This window comes from Methylobacterium sp. 10, assembly GCF_000519085.1.
Classification (GTDB): domain Bacteria; phylum Pseudomonadota; class Alphaproteobacteria; order Rhizobiales; family Beijerinckiaceae; genus Methylobacterium.
This window is the reverse complement of record NZ_KI912577.1, coordinates 1,352,533-1,366,886: the sequence shown is the minus strand read 5'-3', so window position 1 is coordinate 1,366,886 and position 14,354 is coordinate 1,352,533. Positions and strand designations below refer to the sequence as shown.

At 68.2% G+C, this 14,354-nt stretch carries 13 protein-coding genes and 1 tRNA gene; 8 read left to right on the top strand and 6 right to left on the bottom strand.

Features of this window, described 5'->3' with window-relative positions:
* Window positions 1–3: 3 nt before the first annotated feature.
* Entirely contained in the window at window positions 4–501 is a 498-nt protein-coding gene (locus tag K368_RS0106260; protein WP_027171651.1) for a hypothetical protein, read from the top strand.
* A 77-nt stretch (window positions 502–578) separates the two neighbouring features.
* The gene (locus K368_RS0106255) at window positions 579–1,082 is read left to right on the top strand and encodes a hypothetical protein (protein ID WP_027171650.1); all 504 of its coding nucleotides are present in this window, start codon (window positions 579–581) and stop codon (window positions 1,080–1,082) included.
* Window positions 1,083–1,290: 208 nt separating this feature from the next.
* Here K368_RS0106255 and K368_RS0106245 read toward each other — a convergent pair whose 3' ends face one another.
* A complete protein-coding gene (locus tag K368_RS0106245) occupies window positions 1,291–2,430 on the bottom strand; it encodes an HPP family protein (RefSeq protein WP_051439779.1) in 1,140 nt (379 codons plus the stop codon).
* 415 nt (window positions 2,431–2,845) lie between these two features.
* On the opposite strand from K368_RS0106245, the gene K368_RS0106240 reads away from it, so the two are divergent.
* Together K368_RS0106240 and K368_RS0106235 are read left to right on the top strand one after the other, a co-directional pair.
* Window positions 2,846–4,468: a Na+/H+ antiporter gene (locus tag K368_RS0106240; protein WP_027171648.1), complete on the top strand. Its 1,623-nt coding sequence runs from the start codon at window positions 2,846–2,848 to the stop codon at window positions 4,466–4,468.
* 180 nt (window positions 4,469–4,648) lie between these two features.
* Window positions 4,649–4,915 (top strand): hypothetical protein, encoded by a 267-nt coding sequence (locus K368_RS0106235; protein WP_027171647.1) that lies wholly within the window; start codon window positions 4,649–4,651, stop codon window positions 4,913–4,915.
* Between the two features lie 259 nt (window positions 4,916–5,174).
* Here the strand turns inward: K368_RS0106235 and K368_RS24010 are convergent, their stop codons facing one another.
* The 3 genes from K368_RS24010 to K368_RS0106215 form a co-directional block, all read right to left on the bottom strand.
* Window positions 5,175–7,196, bottom strand: coding sequence for a PAS domain-containing sensor histidine kinase (locus K368_RS24010; RefSeq protein WP_036266779.1), 2,022 nt, complete (start codon window positions 7,194–7,196; stop codon window positions 5,175–5,177).
* A gap of 441 nt (window positions 7,197–7,637) precedes the next feature.
* Window positions 7,638–8,048, bottom strand: coding sequence for a DUF1236 domain-containing protein (locus K368_RS0106220; RefSeq protein ID WP_027171646.1), 411 nt, complete (start codon window positions 8,046–8,048; stop codon window positions 7,638–7,640).
* A 146-nt stretch (window positions 8,049–8,194) separates the two neighbouring features.
* A tRNA-Thr gene (locus K368_RS0106215) sits at window positions 8,195–8,269 on the bottom strand.
* 211 nt (window positions 8,270–8,480) lie between these two features.
* Between K368_RS0106215 and K368_RS0106210 the strand changes: the two genes are divergently transcribed.
* A complete protein-coding gene (locus K368_RS0106210) occupies window positions 8,481–9,377 on the top strand; it encodes a diguanylate cyclase (RefSeq protein WP_027171645.1) in 897 nt (298 codons plus the stop codon).
* Between the two features lie 238 nt (window positions 9,378–9,615).
* The gene (locus K368_RS0106205; RefSeq protein WP_027171644.1) at window positions 9,616–10,299 is read left to right on the top strand and encodes a response regulator transcription factor; all 684 of its coding nucleotides are present in this window, start codon (window positions 9,616–9,618) and stop codon (window positions 10,297–10,299) included.
* Window positions 10,300–10,611: 312 nt separating this feature from the next.
* On the opposite strand, the gene K368_RS0106200 is transcribed toward K368_RS0106205, so the two are convergent.
* Window positions 10,612–11,796 (bottom strand): DNA topoisomerase IB, encoded by a 1,185-nt coding sequence (locus K368_RS0106200; protein WP_027171643.1) that lies wholly within the window; start codon window positions 11,794–11,796, stop codon window positions 10,612–10,614.
* 156 nt (window positions 11,797–11,952) lie between these two features.
* Here K368_RS0106200 and K368_RS0106195 point away from each other — a divergent pair, with 156 nt between their 5' ends.
* Both K368_RS0106195 and K368_RS0106190 read left to right on the top strand, forming a co-directional pair.
* Window positions 11,953–13,110 (top strand): glycosyltransferase family 4 protein, encoded by a 1,158-nt coding sequence (locus K368_RS0106195; RefSeq protein ID WP_027171642.1) that lies wholly within the window; start codon window positions 11,953–11,955, stop codon window positions 13,108–13,110.
* Window positions 13,107–13,775: a methyltransferase gene (locus K368_RS0106190; protein WP_027171641.1), complete on the top strand. Its 669-nt coding sequence runs from the start codon at window positions 13,107–13,109 to the stop codon at window positions 13,773–13,775. The genes K368_RS0106195 and K368_RS0106190 overlap by 4 nt, the downstream gene beginning before the upstream one ends.
* On the opposite strand, the gene K368_RS0106185 is transcribed toward K368_RS0106190, so the two are convergent.
* On the bottom strand, window positions 13,765–14,139 hold the full coding sequence (locus K368_RS0106185; protein ID WP_027171640.1) for a PsiF family protein: 375 nt from the start codon (window positions 14,137–14,139) through the stop codon (window positions 13,765–13,767). The two genes, K368_RS0106190 and K368_RS0106185, sit on opposite strands and share 11 nt — an antisense overlap.
* Window positions 14,140–14,354 lie beyond the last annotated feature (215 nt).

Here is a 14,354-nt window from a genome sequence, read left to right as displayed (position 1 = left end):
CCCATGACCGCTCCCGCGAACAGCCCGGAACCCTTGCGCCTTCCTCCTCCCCGCCAGGGCTGGGGCAACATCTTTTGGACGCTGTTCGGCCTCGCGGCGCTGGCCGGCCTCCTGGGCGCCTGCCTCGTCTTTACGGCGCCGCCATTGCTCTCGGACTGGCAGATCCGCGACACGGCCCATCCCGTCGCCGACGCACGGGTGACGGACGGCAAGTGCAGCGCCAAGATCGTGATCCACATCTGCGACGCGACACTGAACCTGCGCACGCCCACGGGCACCGTGGCGCGCCGGGTGAACTACGTGTTCACGGGCCTGCATGTGGGCGATTACAGCATCCGGGTGATGACCGATGCGGGCCGTCCCGACCTCGTCACCACCGATCTCGGCCTCGACCGGTTGTGGAACCGGACCCTCACCTTCCTGGGGATCACCGGGGCGCTGGCCGCCATCATCGTGCTGGGCATCGCCGGGATGATCCGCAACCGCCGGGCGTCCTCCTGAAGGCTCCCCGCTCCGGCCGTCGAACCGTCACCCCAGGCCCGTGATCCAGGGCCGCCGCACCACGAAGGAACCGCCGCATGATGTCACGCCGCCACGTTCTCGAAGCCGCCGCCCTCGTCCTGCTCTCCGCATCGGCGGCCTGGGCCGAGCCGACCGTGGGCCTCGCCGAGCGCCGGGCGATCGCCGCCTACCGGCAGGACCGCTACCCCGCCTACGAAAAGGCGATCCAGGACGCGGCGGGCATGCCCGTGCCGGTGGAGGTCGCCTGGGACCAGCTGACGATCCCCGGCGATGCCAAATATTATGCGGACGAAGGCTATTTCGGGAAGACGATCTTCGAGCCCATCGCCGCCGGGCTGAAGGAGGTCGGCAAGGACAAGATGGGCCGGGACGCCCTCAGTCAGAAGCTCAAGGCGATCCGCATCCGGTTCGACGAGAAGACCGCGCCGGCCTCGAACTACCCCAACGGGCTGACCTTCGAGGGCGGCACCCTCGACGTGAACTGGCGGCCCTTCTCCAACGTCGCCGAATACAAGGACCGGGTCGATGCCGTGGTGAAGGTTCTGGAGAAGAACCTCTGAGGGCGGCGCCGGCCGCGTCTCGTTCAGGCGCGGCCGAGAAGCCGGTGGACCTGCCACGTGATCATCATGCTCGACGCCATCAGGATCGCGTAGAGAAGGTTGAGAAGAAGCGGCGTGTCGTGCATCGGCCCGAACCCGTGCTGTAACGGTGGGAGGGAAGCGCCTCTCAGGCAACATCCGGGCCATGCCCGCCCCGACGACGGGCCGCTCACGACATCTGCGGGCCGGTGGGTTCGAGGGCCTTGGTGGATACGAGGCGCATCAGGACCGCCAGCAGATCGGTCTGGGTGACGATCCCGCGGATGCGGCGATCCTCGGCCGTGACCACCACGGCATGCGTGCGTCCGTCGCTCAACGTCTCGACCAGGGAGAGAACCGGCTCGTCCGCCATCGCCGTCCTGGCCTCGGACATGACCTGCGCGATGGCCCCGTCGCCGCGCAAGGCGAGTTCGCGCAGGCCGAGCGTTCCCGCGAGACGGCCGGCTCCATCCACCACGGGCAGCGTCCGGATGTTGTGCTTGAGCAGAAGCTCGCGCGCCTTCGCGACGGATTCGTCCACCCCGATCGTGACCACGTCCCGCGACATGACGGTGCCGCAGTCCAGCGTCCCGTGCGTGCGCGTCAACGCCTGGCTTTCGACCTCCCGCAGCAGCCGGTCCAGATCGGTCCGGTCGATGTCGAGGGTTTCGTTCAAGGACTGGAGCGCCGCGTCCACGTCCCTGGCGTTGAAGCCGACGCGGAGCGGAGGGGGCAGGTCGGCCGTCCCGTGGGGGTTGGCGGGAGAAGCGGCCGGGACGTGAGGATATGTGCGCCCGGACAGGCGATGGAAGGCGATGCCGAGGCCGACCAGGATGATGGAGTTCAGGCAGACGGGGACGAAGGGAAACAGGAAGCCGGACGAGGTGACCGCCGACCCGCCGATGAGCGCCGTCAGGGCGGCGGCGCCGCCCGGCGGATGCAGGCAGCGCGTGAACGACATTGCGGCGATGGCGAGCGAGACGCCGACGCCGATGGCGAGGACGGGATTGGGGATGAAATAGGCCGCCGTCACGCCGATCAGGGCCGAGATCGTGTTGCCGCCGATGATCGGCCAGGGCTGGGCGAGGGGGCTCGCCGGCACGGCGAAGAGCAGCACCGCGGTCGCCCCCATGGGAGCCACGATCAGGGGGATATGCGGGCCTTCCCCAACGATCCAGCCGCTGACGAGACCGGTCAGCGCGATGCCGAGGAGAGCACCGAGGCAGGCGATGAGACGCTCACGCAGGGTCGCCCCCGCCAGGATCGGCCGAAATAGCCGGGATGCGAGCAGGTTGCCGATATGGCGACCGGGACCGGCGATATGGGACATCCCGTCTCCCCTCCACGTGCGCAATGCGCCCAACTTGCAGGCAAAAGCTGCGATTGCAGGCTGCGCCTTCTGGTATACCAGCAGGATACTGCGCTGCATCCTGCGAATTTGCAATCTTGCTGGGCAGCCTGCCTCCTTCCAAGGCATGCAGTGTAAGGCGGGCATTCAAGGGATCGCGCCGGACGTCGCCGCCCATGCGCTGCTACGAATTCAGCCGCGATCGGACGTCAAGGGCGTGCCGAACGATCACTGGAACGTGACCGCCCGTCATGGGATGCCCGTGGACATCCGGGCGGCACGCCCACTCCGCCGAGCCCCCCCCCGGTCAGCGCGCACCGCGACGGGCATCGGGGGTCATGACGTCAACCCGGTCGAGGCGCCGTCAGCCCCGCCGGCCCATGTATGAAAGAGGCGAATGGAAAGCGTTACCGTCGTACTGGCCCTGCTTCTGTCCGTCCTGGTCAGCGGCGCCCTCGGCCGCCTGCTTCCGTTGCCGCTGCCGCTGATCCAGATCGCCATCGGCGTGGCCCTCGCTCTCGGACCACTTCCGAGCACGGCCCTCGACCCCGAGATTTTCTTCCTCGTCTTCCTGCCGCCGCTCCTGTTCCTCGATGGCTGGCGCATCCCGAAGCGCGACCTGTTCCGTGACGGCAAGACCGTGCTGGCCCTCGCGCTGGGCCTCGTGGTCCTGACGGTGCTCGGCATCGGCGCGCTGATCCACGGCATGATCCCGGGGATGCCGCTGGCGGTGGCCTTCGCCCTCGCGGCCGTCCTGTCGCCGACGGACCCGATCGCGGTCTCGTCCGTGGCGGCACAGGCCCCGGTCCCGCGGCGCCTCATGCACATCCTCGAAGGCGAAGCCCTCCTCAACGATGCCACCGGCCTCGTCTGCCTGCGCTTTGCCATCGCCGCCGCCCTCACGGGCACCTTCTCGCTGCCGCAGGCCGCGACCACCTTCGTGTGGCTCGCGCTGGGCGGAATCGGCATCGGCGCCGCGACGACCTTCCTCCTCATGGGCGCCCAGGACCTGCTGCGGCGGCGCACCGGCGAGGATCCCGGCCTGCAGATCCTGTTCAGCCTGCTGACGCCCTTCGGCGCCTATCTCGCCGCCGAGCACGTCCATGCCTCCGGCATCCTGGCCGCCGTCGCGGCCGGCATCGCCATGACCTATGTGGAGATCCAGGGGCGCAGCCTGGGGGCCACCCGCGTCCGGCGCACCGCCGTCTGGGACACGGTGGCCCTCGCGGCCAACGGCTCGATCTTCGTCCTGCTGGGCGAGCAGTTGCCGGAGGTCCTCGGACAGGCCGTCAAGCAGGCCGACGTCCAGGGGGCCGGCTGGCTCGTCGCCTGGATCCTGGCCATCACCGCCGGGTTGATGGCGATCCGCTTCGTCTGGGTCTGGGTCTCGCTCCAGTTCGTCCTGATGAAGGCGCGTCGTAGCGGCGATCGACGAGAGACGCCGACCCTGCGCCTCGTGGCCGCGACGACCCTGGCGGGCGTCAAGGGTGCCATCACCCTCGCGGGTATCCTGACGCTGCCGCTCACCCTGAAGGACGGCACGCCGTTTCCCGCGCGCGACCTCTCGATCCTCCTGGCCATGGGCGTGATCCTGACCTCGCTCCTCCTCGCGAGCACGGTCCTGCCCCCGTTGCTGCGGGGCCTGCGCCTTCCGCCCGAGCCCAGCCACGATTCCGAGGAGGACGCCGCCCGCGCCGCCGCGCGCGACGACGCCGTGAAGGCCATCGAGGCCCTGCAGCATCGGCTCGTGGAGGAGCAGGAGGATGCCTCCATCGCGGTGGAAGCCAGTGCCCGCGCCATGGACCGCTACGAGGGGCTGGAAGCGGCAACGGCGGAGCCGCGAAAGGATGTGAGCCGCATCAAGCAGCTCGCCCTCACCGAGAAGCGCCTGCGCCTCGCCGGCATCGAAGCCGAGCGCCAGGCCCTCTATCGCCTGCGCCGCTCGGAGGCGATCGACGACGTGGTGCTGCGGCGGCTCGTCCGGGAGATCGATCTGGTCGAGGCGCGCCTCGTCGTCTGAGCGGGTCAGGCGGAAGCGCGGCGCGCGTTACAATCCATGACAGCGGGGCGCGCTTTATAATCCGTGACAGCGCGTGCGCGCGAGCACGCCAAGAATGGAGATGGCGCCCCATATTCATTTCCAACAGCAACAAGCAGACCTCATTCCAGATCTGCAGCTTATAGGAGCCACGTCACCCCCATGAAGACCCGTATTGCCGCCATCGCTACCGCCCTTGTTCTTGGTGTTTCTTCGATTTCGTCGGCGATGGCTTACGATCGCACGTCGCGCTACACGGGGTTCTCGCCTTACGATGTCGAGACGACGGGCTCGTTCCAGTCTCGGGGTGATGTCTTCTCGCGCAACCCGGCCACCTGCCCGATGAGTTCGGCTGCCGAAGGCAACGCCAACCAGCAGAACTTCCCGGTTCAGCAATACGGCCAGACCTCCGGTGGGAACCGCTGCTGATCGGTCGACGAGGGTTCGTCGATGCAGATGAAACGATTCAACTATGCGATGATCGGCGTCTTCGCCTTGGCCCTCATCGCGACGATCGTCAGCTCGCTGAAAGTCGCCATGGGGTTCTGAGAGCCCCGACGATCGGAAATCATCTCATACCGGGCCTCGATGAGTTCGTCTCATCGGGGCCTTTCCCCTTGGCGCCAAGGGGATTCAGGCTTTGGACAATCCGGATTCGTCGGGTGGGCGAACCCGCGCGCTCGTCCGATCAGCCGAGACGAGGGCCGGCCCCGGCCGTCATCGCGCCGGGGGAGCCGCCGGTCTCGTCCGCCACCGGCCGGAACGCCAGGATCCGGCGTTCGGCCTGCAATCTCGTCTGGATAGCCCGGGACAGCTCCTCCTGCCCGAATGGCTTGGTCAAGCGCACGTCATCGGCGTGCTCGCCCTCCGTCGGGTCAGCGTAGCCGCTCGCGAGGATGACCGGCAGTCCAGGATATTCCTGGCTGATCGCCGCGATGAGCTGCGTGCCGTTCATGCCCGGCATCAATCGGTCCGTGATCACGAGATCGAACGGTTCGGCGCAGCGGAGGACGTGCAGGGCCTGCGGACCCGACGCCGCCTCCTTCACCACATGACCGAGATCTTCCAGCATGGCCGCCGTGTTCATCAGGACCAGCGGGTCGTCATCGACCACCAGCACCCTCAACGACCTCGTTGAGGACGAGCAGAGGCCCGCTTCCGGCATCCCCCTTCCCGGTTCACCCGCCTCGGCCTCGGGCAACCACAGCTCCGCAATCGTGCCCTGGCCCGGGACGCTTTTAAGAAACAGCCGGCCGCCCGACTGCTCGGCGAAACCGTGGATCATGGAGAGACCCAGCCCGGTGCCCTTGCCGACCCCCTTGGTCGTGAAGAACGGCTCGGTCGCGCGGTCGAGGGTCTGCTCGTCCATGCCGTCCCCCGTATCGGTGACCGACAGACAGACGTAGCGTCCCGGGCCGAGACCAGGGGCCTCGTCGCGGGCGACCATCGCTTCACGCGCGGCGATGGTGATCGTGCCGCCCTCCGGCATGGCATCGCGGGCGTTGACGGCGAGATTGAGCAGGGCCAGTTCGAGCTGATTGGCATCGACGTTGGCGAGGGGCAGCTCCGGGGGGAAGAGCATGTCGACCAAGATGCCCGCACCGATGGAGCCCTTCAGCAACTCGGCCATGCCCCACACGAGCTTCGGCACGTCCACGGGGCCGGTCTCCAGCTTCTGCTGGCGGGCGAAGGCGAGCATGCGCTTGGTCAACGTGGCGCCCCGCTCGGCCGCCTGAATGGAGTTCTCCACCAGCTGCAGCAGCTTGCGATCCGGCGGGAGGCGTTTGCGGGCGAGATGCAGATTGCCGAGTACGACGGCGAGGAGGTTGTTGAAATCGTGGGCGACACCGCCGGTGAGCTGGCCGATCGCTTCCATCTTCTGCGACTGGACGAAGCGTGCACGGGTGTCTTCCAGGGTCCGCTCGGTGTTTCGCCGCTCCGTGACGTCCCGCGTGATCTTGGCGAAGCCGATGAGTTCGCCATGCTCGCCCCGGATCGGATCGATGACGACATGCGCCCAGAAACAGGTGCCGTCCTTGCGGACGCGCCAGCCTTCGGCCTCGAAACGGCCTTCGGTGGCCGCGGTCCGGAGCGCCTTGGCGGGCAGGCCCGAGGTGCGATCCTCGTCGGTATAGAAGCGCGAAAAATGCTCGCCGATGATCTCGTCGTCCGTGTAACCCTTGAAGCGCTGGGCGCCGCGATTCCAGCTCGTGACCTTTCCCTGAGGGTCGAGCATGTAGATGGCGTAGTCCCGCACGCCCTGGACGAGCAGGCGGAAATGCTGCTCGCTCCGTTCGAGGGCGGCCAGGGCGGCCCGTCGCTCGGTGAGGTCGCGGGTGACCTTGGCGTAGCCGACGAGGGTGCCGTCCTCGCCACGGATCGGATCGATGAGCACGTGGGCCCACATCAGGCTGCCGTCCTTGCGGACGCGCCATCCCTCCTGCTCGAACCGCCCCTCGGTCGCGGCGATCCTCAAAGCCCGGCCGGGCAGATCGATGGCCCGGTCGTCGTCGGTGTAGAAGCGCGAGAAATGCTCGCCGATGATCTCCGCGTCGGTGTAGCCCTTGAAGCGCTGGGCGCCGCGATTCCAGCTCGCCACCCGTCCCTGCGGATCGAGCATGTAGATGGCGTAATCGACGATGCTGTCCACCAGCAGGCGGTACCGCTCGTCATCGACCACCAAAGCTTCGACTGCATCCGCCGCCTTCATGGCGTGACCGATGGTGGGTTCTCGGTTGGAGACATCGTCAGCCATGGGGCCACCCTACGCGATACCGAACGGAATGTCGGTTGCGTCGCCTTTCGGACGCTTCGTCGCCCACTTGGTGAATGGTGCCCCAACGGTCCATGACCATACCTCGACCCGAAGTCGGAGACAGTCTCATGCCTGTCGCAACAGCATGACTGGATTTCCATTCCCGCTTCAATGCAGCGTGACTGTCAATTGATGACATCCGCCGCATCGGGGCCGTCGCATGGAGGCTCGGACCCGGTCACCGGAGTCCCTGCGCCGCAACGGCGTTCGCCATAGGCGGCTCTTGGATCGGCGCTTGGATCGGGCGGCCCTGCGGTCGCCCACGCGGGCCATCCGCCGGGACGCCCGGACCGGTTGGGATGGGAAACGAACGGCCGTGGCGGACGTGCGCCGTCCTCAGTCGATCACCTCGACGATCCGGCGGGTGCCCGGCTCGACCAGCACAGGGATATCGTTCACGACGGTGTAATTGTAGCCTTTCAGGGCGAATTCGGGGGGCACGTCGTAATAGACGATACCGCCCTCGGGCAGCACGGCGCCGACATGCACCTTGCCACGGTAGGCGAAGGACGGGCGACGCTCACCGCGCGTGTAGATCCTGAAGCGCTCTCGGCGATCGATCCCGAGGATCTCGTTGGCGGTCCCCACCGCACCCCCGATCACGCTGCCGACGGCCGCACCCAGGGGGCCGGCGATGTTGCCGCCGCGCTCGGCGCCGTCCTCGGTGCCCCGAGCGAAACCTTGTGCATGTGCCGCCATCCCGACGCTCAACGCCGCGAGCACACCCGCCGCAACACCTATCCGCATGGGTTTCCGCCCTCGTTCCCGACGTGCCGACATGGACGGACGACCGAAATCTCCCGACCGCCTCTTCATGGCGCGTTATCGTTAAAGAAGTCCGCGTTCGGTCCGGCCCCGAGATGGGCATCCGATCGGCATCAGCGATGGGGGAATGGTGCCGGATGAGGGGATTGAACCCCCGACCTTCGGTTTACAAAACCGCTGCTCTACCTCTGAGCTAATCCGGCCCGATGCGCTAGCTACCAGCCGCAGGCGCGCCGTTCAACCGTCGATGACGGGGTGCCGGCGCTCTGCCCTCCGAGGAGGCCGACCGCACGGCGATCCTCCTCGCACCCGGCCCCGGATCGACTCATGTGGGCGGGTCGTCTTGGCAACATATTAATCTGTCGCCGCCATGCTGAAGAACAACATGAAATTTCGGGACGGGCGACCAGGGACATGCATATCGTCATCGTCGATACGAGCCGCGTTGTCCTGAAAGTCGTTGCCGGCATGCTCGAGCCGCAGGGCCATACGGTCGATGTCTTCACCGATTCCCAGGCGGCGCTCGACTTCGTCACCTACACGCCCACCGTGCGCGTCCTGATCACGAGCCTGGAAGTCCGCCCCTTGAGCGGCCTCGAACTGTGCTGGTCGGCACGGCTGATCGCCGAAACGAACCGGCCGCTCTACGTCATCACCATGTCCTCGGCCCGCAACTCCCGCAATCTCGCCGAGGCCCTCGACAGCGGCGCCGACGATTTCATCGAGAAGCCCCCCGGCGCCGAGGAGTTGCATGCCCGCATGCGGGCGGCGGACCGACTGACGACCATGCAGAGCGAGCTGATTCGCCTCGCCGAGACCGATCCGCTCACCGGCCTCCTCAACCGGCGCGCCTTCCTGCAGCGGGTGCGGGACGCCGCCGACCGCGTGGGCAACCACGGCGACATGTCGGCGATCCTGGTGGATATCGACCATTTCAAGCGCATCAACGACGAGTACGGCCACGATGTCGGCGATGCGGCGATCCAGAGCGTCTGCAAGACCATCGCGGAGGAGGGCATCGTCGGGCGGCTCGGCGGCGAGGAGTTCGGCATCGTGCTTCCGCATCGGCCGGTGACCGATGCCGAGGCACTTGCATCACGGCTGCGCCGCCTGGTGGAGGCCCTGCGCATCCGCGGCGCCCGCACCCCGATCCGGCTCACCTGCAGCTTCGGTGTCAGCCAATGGTGCGAGGGCGATACGATCGAGGCCATGATCAAGCGGGCCGACATCGCCCTCTACGAGGCCAAGACCACGGGCCGCAACCGGGTGATCTCCGCCGCCGCCGACCTCGTCCTCGCCCGGGCGGGCTGATCCCAATCCCATTTCGAACCGGGCTGTTCCTGATCGAGACAGGCGCCCTCGGGCCATGGCCGCGCATCCGCCGGCGTTAACCGAGATGACGCGATTTTCGGGCCCGTTTTCGTAGAATACGCCCGTGTATTCGCGAGGCGCCGCCCGGATTCGACGAATATTCCCATGGAACGGGATTTGAACTGCTCTTGACCAGCCCGACCGCGATGTATCGCGATGGGACAGAGGGGGGAGCGGCATGAACCAGGCCGTGGGGGTTTTGATCGTCGACGAACCGGTGGGGCTCGGGCCTGTCCTGCGGGCCTTCCTGGAGCATGAGCCCAGCCTGCATACAGTAGGCGAGGCCGATCTGCCCCTGGGCGGTCCGGGCACCGAGAGCGTCGTCGCCCTGGTGTTCCTGCCCGAGACCGTGTCGAAGAGCGCCCTCGCCCGGATCGCCGCGCTCAAGCGTCATCCGAACCTGCGCGTGCTGGCGGCCTTCCAGAGCCTTCCCGCCGAAACCCTGCGGAACCTTCTCGAGGCGGGTGCCGATGCGGTGGTGGCGCAATCGGCCACCCCACGGGAGATCAGCGCAACGATCGTGCGGCTGGCTCATGCAGGCGTTGCGGACACGGCGGAATCCGGCCCGGTGGAAGCCGGCGACGGGCTGACCCCGCGCGAGGCGGAGATCCTGCGGTTCCTCAGTGCCGGCTTCAGCAACAAGGAGGTGGCGCGCCGCCTCAGCCTTAGCGTCCGCACCGTGGAGACGCATCGGCTCAACCTGCGCCGCAAGACGCAGACCGGACGGCTGAAGGACCTCGTCTGCCTCGCCCGGCAATTGGGTCTGGCCCCGGTGGTGGAGAGCGAGACGCCACGCCAGAGCAAGAGTGAATCCAGCCACCATGGCCACAAGACCGTCATCGAGACGATGGCGCGCCACTGAGGCAGCGCGAGGGGACGGGCCGGCCGCGATAGGACGCCGGGCGACCGCCCTGCGGCGTGGGCTACTGGTTCACAGAGTCCGCAGGCTGCGGCACCCTGCCCTCCTCCCCCTTGTGGGGAGGAGTTGGAGGTGGGGGTGGTCGGGTGACCCTCCTGCTGCTGCGGAGGCTGGCGGAACCACCCCCACTCCTAACCTCTCCCCACAAGGTGGAGAGGGACGCGCTCTGCCGATAAGGGCAGATGCGTGAACAGAGTAGGCGAGTTGAGGGCAAGATCTTCCCCCTTCCGCCGGGGCAGCGCTGCGAAGCCCAACCTATGCCGCGGCCCGAGCCCCGGATTCCGCCGGACCGGACCGCACCTTGCGCGGCACCGCCTTCCCCTTCCTGGGCGTGACCTTGGCCTTCACCGAGACCCTGCCCTTCGCCGCGTCGAGACGTGCCCGCAGCAATCCGAGAACCGCCGCCTCCTCGGGCTTCAGCCGGGCGATATCCGTCCGCAACTCGTCCTCCACCGCATTCGCGACCTGAAGCAGAAGCGCGCCCTCCAGGTAGCCGTCGAGGATCTCGGGATGGATGTAGCATTTGCGGCAGATGGTCGGCGTGTTGCCGAGCCGCGACGCCACGCTCTCGATGGCCGCGCGAAGGTTCTTCTTGGCCTTGGCCTCGCTGTCGAACGCCTCGAATTCCTGCAGGGCCAGGGCCGCGAGCACGGTTCCGGCCCAGGTTCGGAAATCCTTGGCGGTGATCTCCTGCCCGGTGATCTCGCGCAGATAGGCGTTGACGTCGGCCGAGGTGACGTCCCGCGGCTCACCCGCATCGTCGATATACTGGAACAGCTCCTGGCCCGGCAGGTCCTGGCAGGATTTCACGATGCGGGCCACGCGCCGGTCCTTCACCGACAGGTTCCACATCTTGCCGCTCTTGCCCTTGAAGCGGAACGTCAGCTCCGCGCCCGCGACGGTCACATGGGGGTCGCGCAGGGTGGTGAGCCCGTAGCTCTTGTTGGTGCGGGCGTAATCGTCGTTGCCGACGCGGATGAGGGTCGCTTCGAGCAGGTGGACCACGGTGGCCAGCACCTTCTCGCGGCTCAGACCGCGACGACCCATATCCTTGTCCACCCGCGCGCGGATGCCGGGCAGGGCATCGGCGAAGGCCATGATGTGCTCGAACTTCGTCGAGTCGCGCGCCTGCCGGAAATCGGGATGGTAGCGGTACTGCTTGCGCCCCTTCGCGTCCCGGCCCGTGGCCTGGATGTGGCCGTTGGCGCGGGCGCAGATCCAGACGTCGGTATAGGCCGGCGGGATCGCCAGGGACCGGATCCGCTGCAGGATCTTGGGGTCGCGGACGGCCTTCCCCTTTGCATCGCGATAGGAGAAACCCGTTCCGCTCTTGCGGCGCGTCAGCCCCGGCCGGTCGGCATTCACATAGGCCAGTCCCGCCTCGATGGCGGCATCCCGGGGATCGGCGACGACACCGTCTTCTTCGCGATCCGCCGCCATTCCTCGCCTCCCGGTTGGTTGTCAGGACCGATCAACCGGCGAGGCGGGGGCCGCGTTCCTCCCTGGTCCGGCGGCGCGATGTCTCGTCCGGACCTTCCTTCACCCAACCCTCCCGTCCGGCTTCCCGCGAGGCGGCGGCGTGCTACAGCGCCTGTCATGGCCACGTCCCCTTCACCCTCCTCCGCGCCGATGAAGCGTCTCGTCTTCGTCGTCACCGAGGACTGGTTCTTCGCCTCGCATTTCCTGCCGATGGCGCGGGCCGCCGTGGCGATGGGCCTGTCCGTGGCGGTGGTGACCCGCGTGCGCGCCCACCGGGCCGTGATCGAGGCGACGGGCGCACGCGTGGTCGAGCTGGAGGCCGAGCGTTCGAGCCTCAACCCCATGGCGGCGGGCTATGCGGCGGGCCAGCTCGCGGCCACCCTGAAGGGGCTGAAGGCCGACATCGTCCATTGCATCGCGCTGCGCTCGATCCTCGTGGGCGGGACGGCGGCGGCGATGGCGGGCATCTCAGGCCGGGTCTACGCCCTGACCGGGCTCGGCCTGATAGGCGCGCGCGCCGACGTCGCCGGCCGCATGGGCCGCCTTGCCCTGCGCCAGCTGATCCGTGGCCCCCTCGCCTCGAAACAGACCCGGTTCCTGTTCGAGAACCCGGACGATGCGCAGGCCCTCGGCCTCGATCCTGCCGACACGGCCGTCACCATCGTCGGCGGGGCCGGCATCGATCCCGCCCAGTTCTCGCCGGGCCCGCAACCACCCTCCCCGCCCCTGCGCGTCGCCATCGTGGCGCGGATGCTATGGTCGAAGGGCATCGACACAGCCGTGGAAGCGGCGCGCCTCGCCCGTGCGGAGGGCACGGCGGTGGAGCTCTCCCTCTACGGGGCGCCGGATTCCTCGAACCGGAGGGCGATCCCCGAAGACACCCTGCGCTCCTGGAGCCGGGACGGCGTCACCTGGCACGGCCCGACCCGCGACGTGAGTGCCGTCTGGGCGGAGCACCATGTCGGGTGCCTGCCCTCGCGGGGCGGCGAGGGTCTGCCGCGCACGCTGCTGGAGGCGGCGTCCTGCGGGCGCGCCCTCCTCACCACCGACGTGCCTGGCTGCCGGACGCTGGTCCGCGACGGGATCGAAGGCGTGTTGGTCCCGCCCGACGACGCGCGGAGCCTCGCCGCCGCGATGGTCCGGCTCGCCGCCGATCCGCTCCTCGTGGCGCGGATGGGCGAGGCCGCGCGGCGGCGCGTGGTCGAGGGGGGCTTTACCGAGGATGCGGTGATGCAGGCCGTATCGGGCCTCTACGCGGATCTGCTGCGCCCGTGACGCCCTCGGTCGATCCCCTCGCCTTCATCCGCGCCAATACCCGGCTCCTGCCCGTGCCCCACGCACCGGAGATCGTGCTGCACGTGGCCGATGAGGCCACGGAGCTGTGGCAGAAGACGGAGGACGAGCTCGATTCCATCGGCCTGCCACCGCCGTTCTGGGCCTTCGCCTGGGCGGGAGGGCAAGCCCTGGCCCGGCATATCCTCGACCGACCGGACCTCGTCGCCGGGCAGCGCATCCTCGATTTCGCCTCCGGCTCGGGGTTGGTGGCGATCGCGGCGACGCTCTCCGGCGCCACCCATGCGACGGCGAGCGACCTCGATGCCTTCGCCATCGCCGCCATCGGCCTCAACGCCGGGGCCAATGGCGTCGGCGACAGGATCGCGCCCGTCGCCGACGACCTCATCGGTGCGCGGCCCGCCGATCTCGGCGTCACGACGATCCTGGTGGCGGACATCTTCTACGAGCGGGACATCGCCGCCCGCGTCACCGACTGGCTGGCCGCCCTGCACGAGCAGGGCGCCACCATCCTCATCGGCGATCCCGGCCGCTCCTACCTGCCGAGGGACCGGCTCGACATCCTCGCGACCTACGAGGTGCCGGTGAGCCGGTCCCTGGAGGACGCGGAGATCAAGCGCAGCAGCGTCTGGCGCTTCAGGGCTTAGGAGCCGGGGGCGTCGCCTCCGGTGCCATGCCGGTGCCGGGGGGCACGGTGGAGCCGGGCGCCATCGGCGCGGCCGGGGCGGTGGCGGCTCCGGGCGCGGCGCCGCCCTTCAGGCAGGACTTGATGAAGGCGTGCCGGTCGGCCTTGTCCGAACCGGCCGATTTCGCCTCTTCCTTGCACGCCTTGCGCGCATCGACCTTGCAGGACTTTATGAACGTCTTGGCTTCGTCGCCCTTCAGGCCCTTGGCCTTCACCTGCTGCTTGCAGGCCCCAATGCGGCCGCCGACGGCGGCGGAGGCTTCCGTCACCGGCAATCCGGCGAGCATCCCGACAACCAGGACGGACTTCAACGTCGAACTCATCATGATCGCACTCGCTTCAACGGATCGAGGGGTGGGGTCGAGGCGGCGACGCGCCTCGTTTCGTCGTTCGCCGCGCCTTCGCGCGGCCCGGTCTTCGACCATGCCCGCCCTGGATGCAACGGCCTAGCCCGCTGCGGTCCGCCCGTAGCCCGGGCACATTCCCGTGAGGGAGATCTTTGCCCGTGAGGGAGATCTTTGCCCGTGAGGGAGATCTTTGC